Below are 14,770 nucleotides of genomic sequence, written 5' to 3'. Positions count from 1 at the left end.
GCTTTCAGAAATATGAAATTTGGTTTTGATGTAGACGATACGTTAATTAATTTGCGTGAATATGCTTTTCATTATTATAAGAAACAGCTCGGCCTGGAAGTGGCAATCGATGTGTTTCGTTCCCTCGACCGTTTGGAAATCCACGAAGCGTTCGGCATGACCGACGCAGAAGGCAAGGAAATGTGGAATCAATCGCTGGATTATATTTATTACACAGACTGCCCGACTTACCCCGGTGCCGTAGACGTACTGCAGCGATTGGACGCCGAAGGACATGAAATCTATTACATCACCGCGCGTCCGGCGCATCACGCGGAAGATACAAAAGCCTGGCTGAAAAATCAGGGCTTTCCGCTCCGTGACGCACATTTTTATTGCGGGATGAAAGATGAGAAAAAAGTGGAGATTATCGAAGAACTCGAACTCGATTATTATTTCGATGACAAGCCTGAAGTGCTTGAAACCCTGGCGAACCATGGCTTGAATGTATTTGTCAAAGACCAATCCTATAACCGCCATTTGGATATGCCGCGTTTTAAAGAGTGGACTGAACTGGACGGCTTGATCAAAAAACAATGAAAATAATACACAAAAACACCGGCCTGGAAGCTTCCAGGCCGGTGTTTTTGATACAGCAACTTGCTCGCAAACAGTTTCCCGAAAGAAAAGCTATTCCTGCTACTCCTATTTACCATCGTATGGCAATGGTTCAAATACCACTAAAGCAAGTGTTGCGATCGGCCCCATCAGAAGTGACAGCAAAAACCAGTTCAGGCCACTGCGGTTCTTGCCTTGCGCAATACCGGCATTAATCAAAGCCAGCGTTCCCCAACCGACATAATATTCGTTCCCCAATTCTTTCAACCCCTTTTTTCTAATATTTTATCATAGAAAAATAAAACCGATATTCCGCAAAACAGCTTCGCTTGCCTGGGGGCTTGCGCTGAGCTAACTCGGTCTCGTTTCACTTCGCCCGAGTGGATCTCAGCACTTCGCTTGGTCCCCATGGCGTCTTCGCTGTTTTGCTCCATATCTCTAGAAGTTTTTCTCAGCGCCGGTGCGCTCCAGGAGCAGGCGAATGCCGACGAAGCAACAGACGAGTTGCCTTCTCGGCTTATTGCGGGAGGCAAGGTCGCCATACAGAGATGGCGCACCTTTGCGACAAGCTTGCGCAGGAGCATAATCTTTGCCCTGTTCAAAGCATCGAAGTGGCATATGTATCGGATTCTTTAATTCAACTTATATAAAAAGAAGCCGGAATTTTTTCCGCCTTCTTCAGTAATGAACATTTTTCAGTTTTTTGAATGCTGAAACAAATACTTTGGGATCCACATTCACTTTATACGTGATGACTCCTCTATGCGTATGAAGGTAAAGCAAATTGCCTTCGTCAGAAAAAGATTTATAGGAAATGTCCCAGACATTCATCAAACTGAATTCTGTGGTGGAGGCTACCAGGACGTCTTCATACAAATGAAGATCAAACTCACTTTTGATGATCTTCATCTCTCCCGCTTCAATGGAACGTTCCGTATTGACATAAGTGATGGTAGACACTAAATTCGATTGTTCCATTTTTTTCGGCAGCCTCCCTTGGCTCTTTTACAGCAGTCTACCCTATTTTCAAGCTCTCCCGCAACCAACTCGGGTTGCAAACAGCGGATAGACGCCGTGATAATAGAAATGATACAATTTTCTAACAAATATTTTTAAGGGAGGAGGAGGCCACATGGACAGCTGGTTCGGTACAGGATCGGAACATTATTTCATCCCTTTCTCCACCAGCCATCTGATTGTGCTGACCGTGGCTCTTCTGGGCCTTCTCCTGTTGCTCCTTTTCAGGAAATCACTGGGGAAGAGAAGCCGTTCTTTTCAGTCCTTGCGCTGGGTTCTTTTTTCACTGCTGGTGTTATGCGAAACCTCCTATCAATATTGGGCAATCTCAAACGACATCTGGTATGCAGCGGGCCATCTGCCTCTCCATTTATGTGGTGTCGCTTCTCTCACCGCCATGATCGGTTTAGTCACTTTACGCAAAAGCTGGATCCAGATTGCCTTTTTCATCGGCATCGTTCCTTCATTTCTTGCTTTGGTCACGCCCGACATGCCTTATGACTATCATCATTTCAGATTCTGGGTATTTTTCATCCTTCATATGGTTATTCCTTGGGCAAGCCTGTTGCTGGCTCTTTCCAATCCGGGATTAATCAGTTTCCGTTCCGTACTTAAAGTCTTCGGCCTGCTGGTCGCCTATGCCATTGTCATTGGATTTCTGATAAACCCGCTGATTGGTGCAAATTATTTATACCTGGCGCAGCTGCCGACTGCCGATACGCTGTTACACTTTTTCGGCGATGGCATCTGGTATTACTTGAACCTCGGAATCACGGCATTGCTCTTATTCCTCTTGCAATTTTTCCTTTGGCATCAATTTATAGTCAAAAACCAAAAAGACTGACGTAAGAGTAGTCTTTGTGCAAGCAACTGAAAACCAGCATTATTCAGTTTCAAAGTATTCATTTGTCAAATCTCCATTAACGCCAATGCCGGCCGCGCTGCCTTCTCCAGCTGCGATAATCAGCTGGGACGGTACAATCTGGGAGACGTCACCCGCTGCGTATACATTCCAGACATTTGTCCGGCCGTAATCGTCAGTCAAAATTCCGCCGTGGTCATTTATTTTGCAGCCAAGTTCTTTGCCAAAAGGAGTAGTATGGCTCCAGACCGGTGTGGTGAAACCGCCTGTCCGGTCTATGAGCGTACCGTCTTCAAGTCTGACGCTGCGTAATTGTCCATTGTCACCTTCCAGGCCCCCGACCATCTCTTCGTAAATTCGTATCCCTTTCGCCTGCAGCTTCGCTTTTTCAGCCTCTTCCAACCGGCCGATGCCATTTGTGAAGACGGCCAAATCTTTACTCCAATTAAAGACTTTCTTTGCAAGATCAAAAACCATTTTATCGGCGATGATGGCGAGCGGCTGATTTTGAAGTTCCCATCCATCGCAATAAGGGCAACTGTACAAGCTGGTGCCGTAAAATTTTTCGATATCCGGTATATTCGGCAACTTTTCCTTTACGCCCGTTGCCAGGATGATTTTCGTGCTGTGAAAAATTTCACCTTCTGATGTTTCCAGCTGGTAATGGGTTTCGGTAATGCGCTTGATGCTGACAACCCTCTTTTTCTTTAATTGAACACAGTCGTATGTTTCCACATCTTCCCGCCCCATTTTTTTCAGTTCCATTGGCTGGATTCCGTCCCGTGTCAGGAAGCCATGCGCTTCTCTCGTCACCAGATTCCGCCCATCGTCATCATCAAACAGCAAAGTATTTCTTTTAGAACGTCCCAGTACAAGTGCCGCACTTAAGCCTGCTGGTCCTCCACCAATAATGGCGCAATCATAGATCAAGCTTTCCACCTCTTCCGCTTTGGCATTTTCCCATCCTTTTTCCCTTTTCTTCCATTACATAAACTATCTCAGGAATCCAAAAAACCGGCTCCTGTCAGACAGGAACCGGCTCTCATTTATGCTAATGGCGTTAATATTTCGGTCAAAGTTTTGACGAAAAGGTCATTTTCCTCTTCAGTACCGATCGTTACACGGATATGCTCAGGCAAGCCCCACGTTTTTCCGTAACGCACAATAATTCCTTTGGCCATCAGCTGTTGGTAAACTTCTTCCCCATTTGGACCGACTTGGACAAGGATGAAATTAGCTGTTGTTGCTGTATAGGCTAAGCCCAGCTTTTCAAAGCTGTTATACAGGAAATCGCGTCCTTTTTTATTGGCGTTGAAAGATGCTTCAACATGTTCCGTATCGGTAATCGCTGCCGCTGCTGCAATTTGTGCCAGCGTATTGACGTTGAATGGCTCTTTCACTTTCAGGATCGATTTAATAATTTCTTCTGATGCGATGCCGAAACCGACACGCACACCGGCAATGCCATAGATTTTGGAGAAAGTTTGCAGCGCGATCACCGGATGGCCCGCGTTCACAAATTCGAGACCGTCCGTGTAATCCTCTTCATCTGCAAATTGGCTATAGGCGCCGTCGAATACCACCAATACATCCTTCAGCTTCACCAATAAATTCTCCATCTGCCCTTTGGAAATATACGTGCCGGTCGGATTATTCGGTGAGCAGATGTAGACGATTTTCGTCTTCTCCGTCACAGCTTCGAGCAGTTTGTCGATATTGTATTCGAACCCAGCATCAAAAGGCACAGGTTTGACCACTGCCCCCATAATGTGTGCGCCGAAATCATATTCGCTGAACGACGGCGATGGCACAATGATTTCATCGCCCTGCTCAAGGAATGCTTCGGAAATGAGCGTAATCAGCTCATCCGCACCATTTGTCGTGATGATCTGTGGCTTCTCTACTCCATATTGTTCAGCGATTGCCTGTCGCAGCACGCTGGCGTCCGCATCCGGATAACGGTTCAGATCAGCCAGGCTTTCCTGGATGGCTTTGACGGCCTTAGGGGACGGGCCCAGCGGATTTTCATTGGATGCCATTTTGATGACGCGGTCGAGCCCCAATTCTTTTTGCACTTCCCATATCGGCTTTCCTGGTGAATAGGGTTGGATGATATCAAGAGTTTTACGTGTTTTGATATTGCTGGTCTTAGGCATTCAAATTCCTCCATGATCGTATTGGGTATTACACTGAATAATTCATCTATCATATCATCTTTTCGCGTCTGCGATAATAAACAAGTATTTGTAACCTTCGCACAAATGTGGTTTACTTTAACGAGAACCATTTTAAAGAGGAGAATTGCTGGATGAAAAAGATGAAATTTATGGCTTTACCCCTATCGTTGCTCTTATTATTAGGTGCCTGTTCGGACGACGAACAAGCCGAAACCACTGAAGGAACCACCGTCACGGCTGAAGCTGAAGACACTCCCGAACCCGCTGTCGATTCACCGGATACCGACCTCGAACTGCCGGGCGTTGACGAGGTTGTCGTAGTCGTCAATGATGAAGAGATCAAAGGAACTGTTTACAATAGCGTTGCCCGCCAATTGGAAAGCTCACTGGCCACTCAAGGTAAAAAAGCTAAGGACCCTGAAGTCAGAGAACAAGTGAAAGAGCAGGCCATTACCGTGATTGTCGGCAACAAGCTGATTATCCAGGATGCTGTGGAAAAAGGCCATGAAATAGATGAAGAAGTGTTGGAACAACGTTTTGAAGAATTGAAAAATCAATATGAAAATGAAGAGCAGATGATCATCGCTCTAGAAAGAACCGGATTCACTCCTGATGATATGAAACTCCTGCTCCGCGAACAATTAATCTATGCGAGCTATCTGGAAAATGAAATCGAAGGCGCTAAAGTGACGGATGAAGAAATTGAAGAAGCTTATCAGGGTTATGTCGATTCCACTGAGGGAGAAACCCCTGAATTTGAAGAAATGAAACCGATGATTCTCCAATCATTGGAAGAGCAAAACGAAAAACAGGCAGTTTACGAGCGCATTGAAGAATTGCGAAACGCAGCTGACATTGAAGTGAAAATTTAAAATGAGAGAAAACCCTCCAACCCGTTAGCGGGTTGGAGGGTTTTTAATGTCCAGATTCCAATGCCCAGTTCTGAAAGGCACTTCCTCTTTTTTTACAATTGAAGTTTATCGCGGCAATAAGCCTGCACTTCAGCTTCTTCATCATCTTCAAGTGCAAATTCCATCGCTTTACCGGTTTGCTTGTCCATGAAGTTGTAATGGGCGATACGCGCTCCATTTTCGTCAGCAGCCATGATGACGCGCAGGTCCAGGCCAGCTTCCGTGTATAGCTCATCGTCCTCATCCACTTCAACTGTCAATAAGAATTCATACCGGTCACTTTCCATAATGCCCGTTGGATCATTGATTTTGTGAAATGTAAAATCTGTAATTTCCATATGGTCCACCTCCGTCTTGTCTCTATTCTAGCTTGTTCTGGCCCGTTTTAAAAGTTTTAAAGGAAAATGCCTGTCAGGAAAGTGACGAATCCGCCGTTATTTTGTTTATTCCATAACAGACAGGGAATTATAATAAAATATTGACTATCAAAGGAGCGGATTATTGATGAATGTTTTAGTAATTGGAGCAAACGGCCAAGTTGGCAGAAATATCGTGAAGGAATTAGCGGAAAAAAATCATAATGCTGTAGCGATGGTTCGAAAAGAAGAGCAAAAAGCGAAAATGGAAGAACTCGGAGCAGCCAAAGTAGTATTGGCCGATCTGGAAGAAGATTTCAGCAATGCTTTCGATAATGTCGATGCGGTCATCTTCGCTGCCGGTTCAGGACCAAAAACAGGAGCCGACAAAACATTGACCATCGATTTATGGGCCTCCGTGAAGGCGGCGAAATATGCGGAAGAAAAAGGTGTTAAGCGATTTGTGCAACTCGGTTCTGTCGGTTCGGACAATCCGGATGCGGGAGGCGAAGCGATGAAACCTTATCTCGTTGCAAAACGGACTGCCGATGATATTCTGCAGACAATGGATCTTGATTATACCATCGTCCGTCCAGGACCTTTATCAGATGAAGAGAAAACAGGGAAAATCGAAGTTTCTGCAGAAGGATTCAAATCGTTTGAAGGCCGCTCCATCCCCCGCGCTGATGTCGCAAATGTTTTAGTGGAAGTACTTGAACGGAAGAATACTTACGGCAAGGTGTTTGAAATTCTGCAAGGCGAAGAAAACGCGGAAAACCAATTGGGCTCCGTCTAATATAACTGCCAGAGAGCGGATGGATTTCCGCTCTCTTTTGTGTTAAAATGAGCATTACGATAGTAGAGGACGTGATAAGTATGATTAATATTCAACCACCAAAAGCAGATTTGACAATTACACAGCGCAAACAGGAAATTACAGGCGATGAAGCGGTCATTAAACCAATATACGGTTTCATCGACATTCATGAGATTCCGCGCGACAAAGGCGGCATCATCCAATTCTTCAACCACAGCGGTGAATTGCTGTTTGTCGGCAAAGCCCGCAAACTGCGCCAGCGCGTGAAAAAGCATTTCGAAGACAATGTGTCCCCACTTAAGAATCACCGTGATGAAGTTCACCACATCACCATTTCAATTGTGGAAGATCCGATGGAACGTGAAATTTACGAAACCTACCTGATCAATACACAAAAAGCGAAATACAATGTAGATAAAGTTTTTTATAAAGAATAAAGAAAAGCGGAAACGGACACCCTCTGGGGTGTCCGTTTTTTGTTTGAACATATCCACCTTATAACCCGCTTATTCAGTAAGCCGCTTTTCAAAATAATGATAGCTGTGGCCAGCGGGATGGTCTTCCAACACGCCGTATTCGCGGTAACCCCATGTGCGGTAAAATCCTGGCGCCTGAAAACTGAACGTCTCCACGGTGATTAGCCTGCAGTTCAAGTCGCGCGCATACTGTTCCATCTCCGCCATTAATTTTGCGGCGATTCCAAGTCCTTGATGCGCCGGATCGACCCACAGAAAATCGATGTGCATATGCTGCCAGAAATAAGTTCCGGTAATTCCCCCAATGATTTCCCCATCATCGCCTCTTGCGATGTAACTGGTGTTGCCGTGTGGATTGTCCTGTTGCTCGGGAAGATTCTTATTGTTGTGCTCCACTACTTTTCGTCTGATAAAATCCCTGTCTTCCTGAATTTCCTGGTGGGTAATTTTCATATCGGATCACTCCTCTCATTTCTCTTCCCATCTTCTCATTTTTCATGTTTTAATTCCTTCTTAAAGCGGGAATACCTCTACTAATAACTAGAAATTTTGGAGGAGTTTATATGTCAGCATTCACAAAATCTTCCCAGTCGGCAAAATGCAAAAGCGAATACGACTCTTTGCGCCGTGTCCTGCTGTGCCCGCCGGAATTTATGGAAATAAGAGATGTCATCAACGATGTGCAAAAAAGATACCAGGAAGAAAATATTGATACCGAAAAAGCGATGCAGCAGCATGAGGAATTTCTCCGGGTCTTGCAGGAGGAAGGCGTTGAAACAGATTTACTGAATCCTTCCGAAGCTTTTCCGGAACAAGTCTTTACCCGGGATATCGGTTTTACACTCGGTGACACTGTTTACATTGGGGAAATGGCTGCCGAAATAAGGCAAGGTGAAGAAAGTGTCCTTCAGAAATGGCTTAGAACTAATGGGTTTAAATCCGAAACACTCGGCGGCAACCGCATGGAAGGTGGAGACGTCCTTCTGGACCGGGAGACTATCTATATAGGAATCAGCAGCCGCACATGTGAAAATGCTGTGGAGGAACTGCAAAAGAAACTGCCGGATTCCGAAGTCATCCCGATAAAATTTGATGAAAAATATCTTCATCTGGATTGCGTCTTCAATATCCTTTCTCCGACGGAGGCATTGATCTATGAAGAAGCACTGGATAAAGAAACGCTCGACATGCTCGCTAAGCGTTATACGCTTATCCCTGTCGACTCCGATGAACAATTCGCCCTTGGTACCAATGTCCTTTCCATCGGTGGTCGCCGGGTCTTCAGCCAGCCGCAGAACGGCAAAGTGAATGCCCTGCTCAGAGCCAATGATTTCCGTGTCATCGAAGTGGATTTTTCTGAAATCATCAAGTCCGGTGGCGCTTTCCGCTGCTGCACCCTTCCCTTAATCCGGGAACAATAGAGAATAGGAGCACAAGCTTCAGGCTTGTGTTTTTTTTATGGGGACGCGGCGATTTATATTAATTGAATATTATGATTTTTCTATCATTTAAATCAAAAATACGGTATAACAGTAAATAAGAAGAATTATAAACATACAAAAGGAGGACGTTGAAATGATCGGCAAAAGAGCATCTTTTATGTCAATATTTCTCTTGTTTCCACTCTTTCTGGCTGGTTGCGCAGGCGAAAGTCCTGATGACGGTGCGACGGAAACGGACAGTGACAGCGGCGATCGCACCCAAATCAGTTTTATCCATTGGCGCGGAGAAGACAAAGCGGTTTTTGATGATATCATCGCCCAGTTTGAAGAAGAATTTCCTGAAATCGGTGTTGAGATGAACATCTACCCATCCGAACAATATCAGGCTACCGGCCAGCGGATGCTGACTGATGGCTCCACAGGCGACGTCTTTACTTCCTTCCCCGGCGCTCAATTCGAAGCAATCGCAAACGCCGGCTTTTTTGAAGACCTCAGCGATGAAGATTTTGTCGGTAATTTTGACGAAAGCCTGATCAGCGTTGGCGAAAAGGATGGCCAGCAACTGGCACTTCCTTATCAATTGGTATTTAATATGCCGGTCTACAATAAAGGTATGTTTGATGAACTTGGCCTCGAAGTCCCGAAAAGTTGGAGTGCGTTCCAGGAAATGGCCGATACTTTGCTCGAAAATGACATAACACCAATCGCATTTCCGGGAGCCGACATCGGACCCAATCAATTCATGAACAGCATGATGATGAACAATGCACCGGATGAAGCTGTTTTCGAGAAATTGCAGAACGGCGAAGAATCGCTTACCAACGAATGGTGGGTAAAAACTTTGGAAGATTTCCAGCTTCTTGAGCAAAATGGCTATATTCAGCCGGATGCCCTCGGCACAAGCCAGGACTCGGCGATGGCTATGGTCGCCAATGAGGAAGCGGCGATGCTTGCAACCGGATCCTATCATATGGCGTCTCTTCTCGCACTGAACCCGGACCTGGAGCTCGATTTACTGGCTCCGATTACTGTGGAAGAAAGCGAAGCACAGTATGAAGGCATCAACACAGCCACATTCATGCTGGCAATCAACAGCAAATCCGAGAAAAAAGAACAGGCAAAAGAATTTCTCCGATTCCTCAGCAGACCGGAAATCGCTTCGCAATACGCCAATGAAACCGGTCAACATCTGACGGTAAACGGCGTGGAATATGAATCCGAAGTGCTGCAGAACACTGCCTATTGGATCGATGAAAGAACAACGCGGTTCCAGCCCCGGTTCCTGATTACAAATGCGCAAATCGAAGCAGCGGTCCTAAGCTCGATTGAAAATGTCCTGGGAGGGGCTGAGCCGATGGAAGCGGCAGAAGAAGCACAGCAGATCGTCGATGAAAACAGGGAATAATGAATGAAGATTCCAAAGACAATCTATTTATTCTTTCTACCGGGGCTCTTTCTTTACAGCATCTTTTTCCTGTATCCCACAGTCAGTGCCTTATTCTATTCATTTACTGATTGGGATGGACTGAGTGATACGTTCCAATTCGTCGGCACGGGAAATTACGAACGGGCGCTGACAGGCGATTCCATCTTCCGCAAGACCGTCGGCAATAACTTGAAATTCATGCTGGTGGTCGTCGTTTTTCAAACCCTTGCGGCTCTCGTTTTCGCTTTGATCGTCCTGAAAAACACAAAAACCAATTTGTTCCTGCGGGCACTCTACTTCTTCCCGACAATTCTTTCTTCGGTTTCTGTCGCGTTTATCTGGTCATTCATTTATGACCCGTCTCTCGGTATCCTGAATCAGATTCTGGGATTGCTGGGCCTCGATTTTCTGCAGCAGAATTGGCTTGGCAATTCCGATATCGCCATCTATTCACTGGCCATCACGCAAATCTGGTTCCATGCCGGACAGATGCTGATCATTTTTGTCGCCGGGCTGCAGGCGATACCCGAAGATTTATTCGAAGTCGCGAAAATTGAAGGAGCCAGCAAATGGCAGACTTTCTCACAAGTCACCTGGCCATTGCTCGCGCCTTCCGCCACCATCGTTATCGCATATACAACGATCCAATCGTTCAAAGCCTTCGACCTCGTCTTTGCGATGACCGGAGGCGGCCCGAATAACTCGACCCAAATCATTGCGACCTATATTTTCGATGTCGCATTCAGAAGTTATAATTTCGGCTACGCCAGTTCCATATCGGTGCTGTTCATGATCATCATCGCGGTTATTACATTTCTGCAATTCAAAGCGTTGCGCTCTGATCGCATCTCTTATTAGAAGGAGGGGGTCCTTTGTTGTTCCGTAAATTTTCGTTGCTCGTTTATGCGCTATTGATCCTAATCCCACTGCTGATGGTGGCCCTCACTTCTGTTAAGACCTTGCAGGAGACTTTCCGGGATCCGCTTGGATTGCCGGATGACGGCTTCCAATTCAGCAATTACACCGCTATTTTTCAGGAACAGACGATGGCCGGCTACTTTATCAACAGCAGTATCGTCACCTTGTTTTCGGTTTCATTAACGTTGTTTTTTGCTTCGCTGATTGCTTTTGGCATCAGCCGGTTGAATAATTGGATTGGCAATCTGCTGTTCGGCTTGTTTACGCTCGGCATGATGGTACCGGCCCAGGTGAATATGGTGCCCTTGTATTCGCTGATGCTGGATTTGAATCTGACGAACAGCCTTCTGGGCCTGATTCTCGTCAATATCGCCGTCACCTTGCCCATTGCCGTGTTTATCCTGACGGGCTTTATGAAAACGCTGCCGAGGGAGTTATTCGAAGCATCAACGATAGACGGAGCCGGCAATTGGCAGATGTACTTAAAAGTGGCTTTGCCGCTTTCCCTGCCATCCCTGTCTGCGACGGCTATTTTCCTTTTCGTGATGCACTGGAATGATTTGCTTTACCCGCTTCTTTTCATCACCGATAATGCGTATAAAACCCTGCCGCTCGCATTGCTCGAATTCCAGGGTCAATATTCGACTAATTACCCGATGTTATTCACCGGCGTGATCATCGCGTCCGCTCCCATGGTTATCGCTTACGTCTTTCTGCAGCGTTTCTTTGTGGCCGGCATGACCGCTGGCGCATTAAAGGGCTAAGGAAGAAAACTATTAGCCAACATAAAAACTGCCGGCTTCCCCGATAATGGGTTGGCCGGCAGTTTTTTTGCTTTATTGCCTCAAATAATATTGTCGGGAACTATAGAAGCGTCCCTGTCTTATTCCGCAAAGAAATGGCGGCCGATTTGGGTGAGGACCGTTCTCGAGAAAATCCATTCGTCACTGACACCATCCGGATTATAATAGAAAACCGCTCCCATGGTCGGATCTTCCCCGCCGACCATCGCTTCTTTCACTGCATCATATGCGCTTTTGGTTGGAGTCAGCAAGTATTGGTCATCATTCACAGCGGTAAAGGCATTGCGCTGGAAAATGACTTCTTCTATGCTATCCGGAAAACCGGAAGCTTCAATGCGATTCAATATGACGGCTGCTACGCCCACTTTCCCGATGAAACTTTCCCCTCGGGCTTCTCCGTGAACAATCTTCGCCATCATTTCCACATTTTCAAGCTTCAATTTTGTCATCGGGCCGACAATGCCGGTTGCCGGGAGCCCATAATCTTCCTGGAATCGCGTAACCGCATTGCTCGTAACGAAATTAAAATAACCCGTTACGTCTTCATCGTAATATCCCATACGGTCTAATTGTTCCCGAATTTCTTCCCCGTTTTCGACTCCAGGTCCGGAAATTCTGTGCTGAGCTGCACTTGCTTCGCTCAGGGGCAAACATAAAAAAAACACGGCCATAACCGCGCCACCAAATATATTCTGTTTCAGTATACTCATAATTCCTCTCCATTCTGAAAAACTTTCCTTTTATAAAAACAAAACCGGAAAATTTTGCTTACTGAATAGGAATTCCCTGTGAGAAAAGATCTAAACATTTTATTTTTATTTCAAAGGAAATTCTGTTGTATCGTTCTTCTGTTCTACAAAACAGTATTTTCATCTTATCTCACTTCAATTCGTAATGCAATTGAGCAAATTCTCCATATCTTTTTACATCTTTCAGCTTGTATTCCGTGGTAACAACGGACTTTTGAAACAAGGGGATGCCGTTGCCGATCGTTACAGGAGCAATGGAAATGATAAATTCATCAATCAGGCCAGCCTCCAAAAATTCAGCCAATAACTTTGATCCGCCTATCACCCAGATATTTTTGCCTGCGCTGCTTTTCAGCTTGTCAGCAAAGGCGGGAATGTCCATATTCGTAAATTCAACATTATCCGGAAAAGAAGACGGTGGAGTATGGGAAAAAACATACGATTTGATCTCCGGGTAAGGATATTCACCTTTTTCAAATTCCATTACCCAGTCATAAGTTCTACGCCCCATGACTACGGTATCAATGGTTTCCATGAACTCTGAATAGCCGGCGTCTCCCTCGCCTTCGATTTTGAAAAGCCAATCGAGTGAATCATCTTCTGTTGCGATATATCCATCAAGACTTTCCGCAATATAACAGACGATTTTTCTTTTATTCGCCATTTATCCGCACCTCCTGCCCTTAAAAGCATCTGCGTCGACCGAAATCCCAATACAGCTGAATTTCACTGATGTCTTATTCGCTTGGCTCGGATTCATCCAGTTCCCGATGTGTTTGGGGAAAGGCGTTTGCCTGCCATTCTGAACGGTAGGCAGAGTCCAATTGAGTCAGGCCTTTCTCCGCATGATCGTATTTGGCATTGACACTTTCTTCCCGATCAACCGTCACGCTGTTGCGCATATCATTGTCTTCATATACCCAAACTCTTTTTCCGTTTTTATTTCTGATTGAGTTGTACAATATTAAGCTCCCTGCAAATGCTGTACCGGCAAAAATCATATTATTTATACTTTTCTTGTCCATTTCAATCCCTCCACATCATTATTGCGCTGTGATATGTATTTTCCCTTTTTCCGTAATCTTAACCATTTCGCTGTTATAACATTCCTTTTAGACTAAGTTCCCCGTCTTTGATAACATAATGTAAATTCCTTTTGGAGGAGGCTATGCTTTTGAAAAAAATCATCATTCTGTCTGATACACATATCCCCGCCCGCGCCAAGCAGCTGCCAAAAATCCTGGTGACTGCCTGCCAGGATGCCGACCTGATTATCCACGCCGGCGACTGGCAGACTCTGGACGTCTATTTCGAACTTTCCGCCTATGCTGAAACTGTTGGCGTTGCCGGAAATGTCGACCCTTGGGAAATCGTCGACCGTTTTGGAAAGAAGAAAATTGTCACCGTCGAAAATCTGAAAATCGGAGTTATTCATGGGGATGGCATTCGCAACACCACGGAACAGCGCGCTTTGGAAGCATTTGCCGATGACCGGGTGGACCTGATCATTTTCGGGCATTCTCACATTCCCATAATGAGACAGGAAGCTGGCGTCACCCTTTTCAACCCCGGTTCCCCCACCGATAAACGCATGCAGCAGCAATACTCATTTGGCATTTTGGAAATCGGGGACGAATGGCATCTGCAGCATATCTTTTTCGACAAAGAACAGTGATTCATTAATAAAACCGGGCCTCTTTTTCAAGAGGTCCGGTTTTTTAAGAGGCTATTAAATCTCCCAGTCGCAACGTATTATTGCTCCGTTTTTTCGATCAGTAACGCTTCATCTTTTAAGTTATTGCAATGCAATTGAATGAAACGAATGAAATCCTTCGTGTTGCCTCGCGAAATATAGGACATTTCTATATAGTCGCCATCAATCAATTGGATATTCATCTTCACTGTGCCGTCCAATTCTGCTTCAAGACTTTTCACTTTTTCAATAGGTACCTCAATCAATCGGGCATCTTCTTTACTTTCTCCACTTTTGAAAAATAAGGATTCCCCACTGGCTGCGAGCAACCCTTTCAATCCGTCAGCCAAATCATTGTGGCTTGTCCGGAAAACACCGAAAATCCATTGGGCAATCGAAGCGTTTGGCATGCTTTCTTTTAACTCTTCCAGCAACTTAGTCGGATGTGCCATCTAAACGCCCCCGTTTTTATATTCCCTCTTAGTATACAGGCAGTTCCCGTTGAAATAGTGTTTTAATTCGGTTA

20 protein-coding genes are annotated in these 14,770 nt (G+C 45.4%); 10 read left to right on the top strand and 10 right to left on the bottom strand.

The annotated features are described in order from the left end of the window. Positions 1-12: 12 nt before the first annotated feature. Positions 13-579, top strand: coding sequence for a 5' nucleotidase, NT5C type (locus tag DHX103_RS09155; protein ID WP_422121985.1), 567 nt, complete (start codon positions 13-15; stop codon positions 577-579). Between the two features lie 105 nt (positions 580-684). On the opposite strand, the gene DHX103_RS09150 is transcribed toward DHX103_RS09155, so the two are convergent. Both DHX103_RS09150 and DHX103_RS09145 read right to left on the bottom strand, forming a co-directional pair. Continuing rightward, complete coding sequence (locus DHX103_RS09150; RefSeq protein WP_422121984.1) at positions 685-855, bottom strand: hypothetical protein; 171 nt, start codon at positions 853-855, stop codon at positions 685-687. Between the two features lie 420 nt (positions 856-1,275). Then, positions 1,276-1,575 carry a hypothetical protein gene (locus tag DHX103_RS09145; RefSeq protein WP_422121983.1) on the bottom strand — a complete coding sequence of 100 codons (300 nt, stop codon included), beginning with the start codon at positions 1,573-1,575 and terminating at the stop codon, positions 1,276-1,278. Between the two features lie 154 nt (positions 1,576-1,729). Here DHX103_RS09145 and DHX103_RS09140 point away from each other — a divergent pair, with 154 nt between their 5' ends. Further along, positions 1,730-2,458: a TIGR02206 family membrane protein gene (locus DHX103_RS09140; RefSeq protein ID WP_422121982.1), complete on the top strand. Its 729-nt coding sequence runs from the start codon at positions 1,730-1,732 to the stop codon at positions 2,456-2,458. Positions 2,459-2,497: 39 nt separating this feature from the next. On the opposite strand, the gene DHX103_RS09135 is transcribed toward DHX103_RS09140, so the two are convergent. Both DHX103_RS09135 and hisC read right to left on the bottom strand, forming a co-directional pair. Then, positions 2,498-3,415: an NAD(P)/FAD-dependent oxidoreductase gene (locus DHX103_RS09135; RefSeq protein WP_422121981.1), complete on the bottom strand. Its 918-nt coding sequence runs from the start codon at positions 3,413-3,415 to the stop codon at positions 2,498-2,500. Between the two features lie 107 nt (positions 3,416-3,522). After that, entirely contained in the window at positions 3,523-4,632 is a 1,110-nt protein-coding gene (gene hisC, locus DHX103_RS09130; protein WP_422121980.1) for a histidinol-phosphate transaminase, read from the bottom strand. 152 nt (positions 4,633-4,784) lie between these two features. On the opposite strand from hisC, the gene DHX103_RS09125 reads away from it, so the two are divergent. Beyond that, positions 4,785-5,525 carry a peptidylprolyl isomerase gene (locus DHX103_RS09125; RefSeq protein WP_422121979.1) on the top strand — a complete coding sequence of 247 codons (741 nt, stop codon included), beginning with the start codon at positions 4,785-4,787 and terminating at the stop codon, positions 5,523-5,525. Positions 5,526-5,617: 92 nt separating this feature from the next. On the opposite strand, the gene DHX103_RS09120 is transcribed toward DHX103_RS09125, so the two are convergent. After that, positions 5,618-5,902 carry a DUF6509 family protein gene (locus DHX103_RS09120; protein WP_422121978.1) on the bottom strand — a complete coding sequence of 95 codons (285 nt, stop codon included), beginning with the start codon at positions 5,900-5,902 and terminating at the stop codon, positions 5,618-5,620. A gap of 166 nt (positions 5,903-6,068) precedes the next feature. Between DHX103_RS09120 and DHX103_RS09115 the strand changes: the two genes are divergently transcribed. Both DHX103_RS09115 and DHX103_RS09110 read left to right on the top strand, forming a co-directional pair. Then, positions 6,069-6,716, top strand: a complete 648-nt coding sequence (locus tag DHX103_RS09115; RefSeq protein WP_422121977.1) for an SDR family oxidoreductase — start codon at positions 6,069-6,071, stop codon at positions 6,714-6,716. A gap of 80 nt (positions 6,717-6,796) precedes the next feature. Next, on the top strand, positions 6,797-7,174 hold the full coding sequence (locus DHX103_RS09110; RefSeq protein ID WP_422121976.1) for a nucleotide excision repair endonuclease: 378 nt from the start codon (positions 6,797-6,799) through the stop codon (positions 7,172-7,174). A gap of 69 nt (positions 7,175-7,243) precedes the next feature. Here DHX103_RS09110 and DHX103_RS09105 read toward each other — a convergent pair whose 3' ends face one another. Beyond that, positions 7,244-7,666, bottom strand: coding sequence for a GNAT family N-acetyltransferase (locus DHX103_RS09105; RefSeq protein WP_422121975.1), 423 nt, complete (start codon positions 7,664-7,666; stop codon positions 7,244-7,246). Positions 7,667-7,776: 110 nt separating this feature from the next. Here DHX103_RS09105 and DHX103_RS09100 point away from each other — a divergent pair, with 110 nt between their 5' ends. The 4 genes from DHX103_RS09100 (at position 7,777) to DHX103_RS09085 (ending at position 11,763) form a co-directional block, all read left to right on the top strand. Continuing rightward, a complete protein-coding gene (locus tag DHX103_RS09100) occupies positions 7,777-8,634 on the top strand; it encodes a dimethylarginine dimethylaminohydrolase family protein (RefSeq protein WP_422121974.1) in 858 nt (285 codons plus the stop codon). Positions 8,635-8,788: 154 nt separating this feature from the next. Beyond that, entirely contained in the window at positions 8,789-10,060 is a 1,272-nt protein-coding gene (locus tag DHX103_RS09095) for an ABC transporter substrate-binding protein (protein ID WP_422121973.1), read from the top strand. A 3-nt stretch (positions 10,061-10,063) separates the two neighbouring features. Further along, a complete protein-coding gene (locus tag DHX103_RS09090) occupies positions 10,064-10,939 on the top strand; it encodes a carbohydrate ABC transporter permease (protein WP_422121972.1) in 876 nt (291 codons plus the stop codon). Between the two features lie 14 nt (positions 10,940-10,953). Continuing rightward, on the top strand, positions 10,954-11,763 hold the full coding sequence (locus DHX103_RS09085; protein ID WP_422121971.1) for a carbohydrate ABC transporter permease: 810 nt from the start codon (positions 10,954-10,956) through the stop codon (positions 11,761-11,763). 119 nt (positions 11,764-11,882) lie between these two features. Here DHX103_RS09085 and DHX103_RS09080 read toward each other — a convergent pair whose 3' ends face one another. The 3 genes from DHX103_RS09080 to DHX103_RS09070 all read right to left on the bottom strand — a co-directional run bounded on the left by DHX103_RS09080 (position 11,883) and on the right by DHX103_RS09070 (position 13,576). Continuing rightward, entirely contained in the window at positions 11,883-12,512 is a 630-nt protein-coding gene (locus DHX103_RS09080; RefSeq protein ID WP_422121970.1) for a cell wall hydrolase, read from the bottom strand. A 169-nt stretch (positions 12,513-12,681) separates the two neighbouring features. Further along, on the bottom strand, positions 12,682-13,215 hold the full coding sequence (locus DHX103_RS09075) for a dihydrofolate reductase family protein (protein ID WP_422121969.1): 534 nt from the start codon (positions 13,213-13,215) through the stop codon (positions 12,682-12,684). A 73-nt stretch (positions 13,216-13,288) separates the two neighbouring features. Next, complete coding sequence (locus DHX103_RS09070) at positions 13,289-13,576, bottom strand: hypothetical protein (protein ID WP_422121968.1); 288 nt, start codon at positions 13,574-13,576, stop codon at positions 13,289-13,291. 143 nt (positions 13,577-13,719) lie between these two features. On the opposite strand from DHX103_RS09070, the gene DHX103_RS09065 reads away from it, so the two are divergent. Then, positions 13,720-14,226, top strand: a complete 507-nt coding sequence (locus DHX103_RS09065; protein WP_422121967.1) for a metallophosphoesterase family protein — start codon at positions 13,720-13,722, stop codon at positions 14,224-14,226. A gap of 77 nt (positions 14,227-14,303) precedes the next feature. Here the strand turns inward: DHX103_RS09065 and DHX103_RS09060 are convergent, their stop codons facing one another. Next, positions 14,304-14,696 (bottom strand): hypothetical protein, encoded by a 393-nt coding sequence (locus DHX103_RS09060; RefSeq protein ID WP_422121966.1) that lies wholly within the window; start codon positions 14,694-14,696, stop codon positions 14,304-14,306. Positions 14,697-14,770 lie beyond the last annotated feature (74 nt).

This window comes from Planococcus daihaiensis, from assembly GCF_049262615.1.
In the GTDB taxonomy this organism is placed as follows: Bacteria; Bacillota; Bacilli; order Bacillales_A; family Planococcaceae; genus Planococcus.
Note: the sequence above shows the minus strand (reverse complement) of the source record. Positions and strands in the feature narration are given on the sequence as shown.

Bases quoted from the DNA above. Each gene is read 5' to 3' on its own strand.
- DHX103_RS09155 (WP_422121985.1), top strand. From the start codon at position 13: ATGAAATTTGGTTTTGATGTAGACGATACGTTAATTAATTTGCGTGAA.
- DHX103_RS09145 (WP_422121983.1), bottom strand. From the start codon at position 1,575: ATGGAACAATCGAATTTAGTGTCTACCATCACTTATGTCAATACGGAA.
- DHX103_RS09140 (WP_422121982.1), top strand. From the start codon at position 1,730: ATGGACAGCTGGTTCGGTACAGGATCGGAACATTATTTCATCCCTTTC.
- hisC (WP_422121980.1), bottom strand. From the start codon at position 4,632: ATGCCTAAGACCAGCAATATCAAAACACGTAAAACTCTTGATATCATC.
- DHX103_RS09125 (WP_422121979.1), top strand. From the start codon at position 4,785: ATGAAAAAGATGAAATTTATGGCTTTACCCCTATCGTTGCTCTTATTA.
- DHX103_RS09120 (WP_422121978.1), bottom strand. From the start codon at position 5,902: ATGGAAATTACAGATTTTACATTTCACAAAATCAATGATCCAACGGGC.
- DHX103_RS09115 (WP_422121977.1), top strand. From the start codon at position 6,069: ATGAATGTTTTAGTAATTGGAGCAAACGGCCAAGTTGGCAGAAATATC.
- DHX103_RS09110 (WP_422121976.1), top strand. From the start codon at position 6,797: ATGATTAATATTCAACCACCAAAAGCAGATTTGACAATTACACAGCGC.
- DHX103_RS09105 (WP_422121975.1), bottom strand. From the start codon at position 7,666: ATGAAAATTACCCACCAGGAAATTCAGGAAGACAGGGATTTTATCAGA.
- DHX103_RS09100 (WP_422121974.1), top strand. From the start codon at position 7,777: ATGTCAGCATTCACAAAATCTTCCCAGTCGGCAAAATGCAAAAGCGAA.
- DHX103_RS09095 (WP_422121973.1), top strand. From the start codon at position 8,789: ATGATCGGCAAAAGAGCATCTTTTATGTCAATATTTCTCTTGTTTCCA.
- DHX103_RS09090 (WP_422121972.1), top strand. From the start codon at position 10,064: ATGAAGATTCCAAAGACAATCTATTTATTCTTTCTACCGGGGCTCTTT.
- DHX103_RS09080 (WP_422121970.1), bottom strand. From the start codon at position 12,512: ATGAGTATACTGAAACAGAATATATTTGGTGGCGCGGTTATGGCCGTG.
- DHX103_RS09075 (WP_422121969.1), bottom strand. From the start codon at position 13,215: ATGGCGAATAAAAGAAAAATCGTCTGTTATATTGCGGAAAGTCTTGAT.
- DHX103_RS09070 (WP_422121968.1), bottom strand. From the start codon at position 13,576: ATGGACAAGAAAAGTATAAATAATATGATTTTTGCCGGTACAGCATTT.
- DHX103_RS09065 (WP_422121967.1), top strand. From the start codon at position 13,720: ATGCTTTTGAAAAAAATCATCATTCTGTCTGATACACATATCCCCGCC.
- DHX103_RS09060 (WP_422121966.1), bottom strand. From the start codon at position 14,696: ATGGCACATCCGACTAAGTTGCTGGAAGAGTTAAAAGAAAGCATGCCA.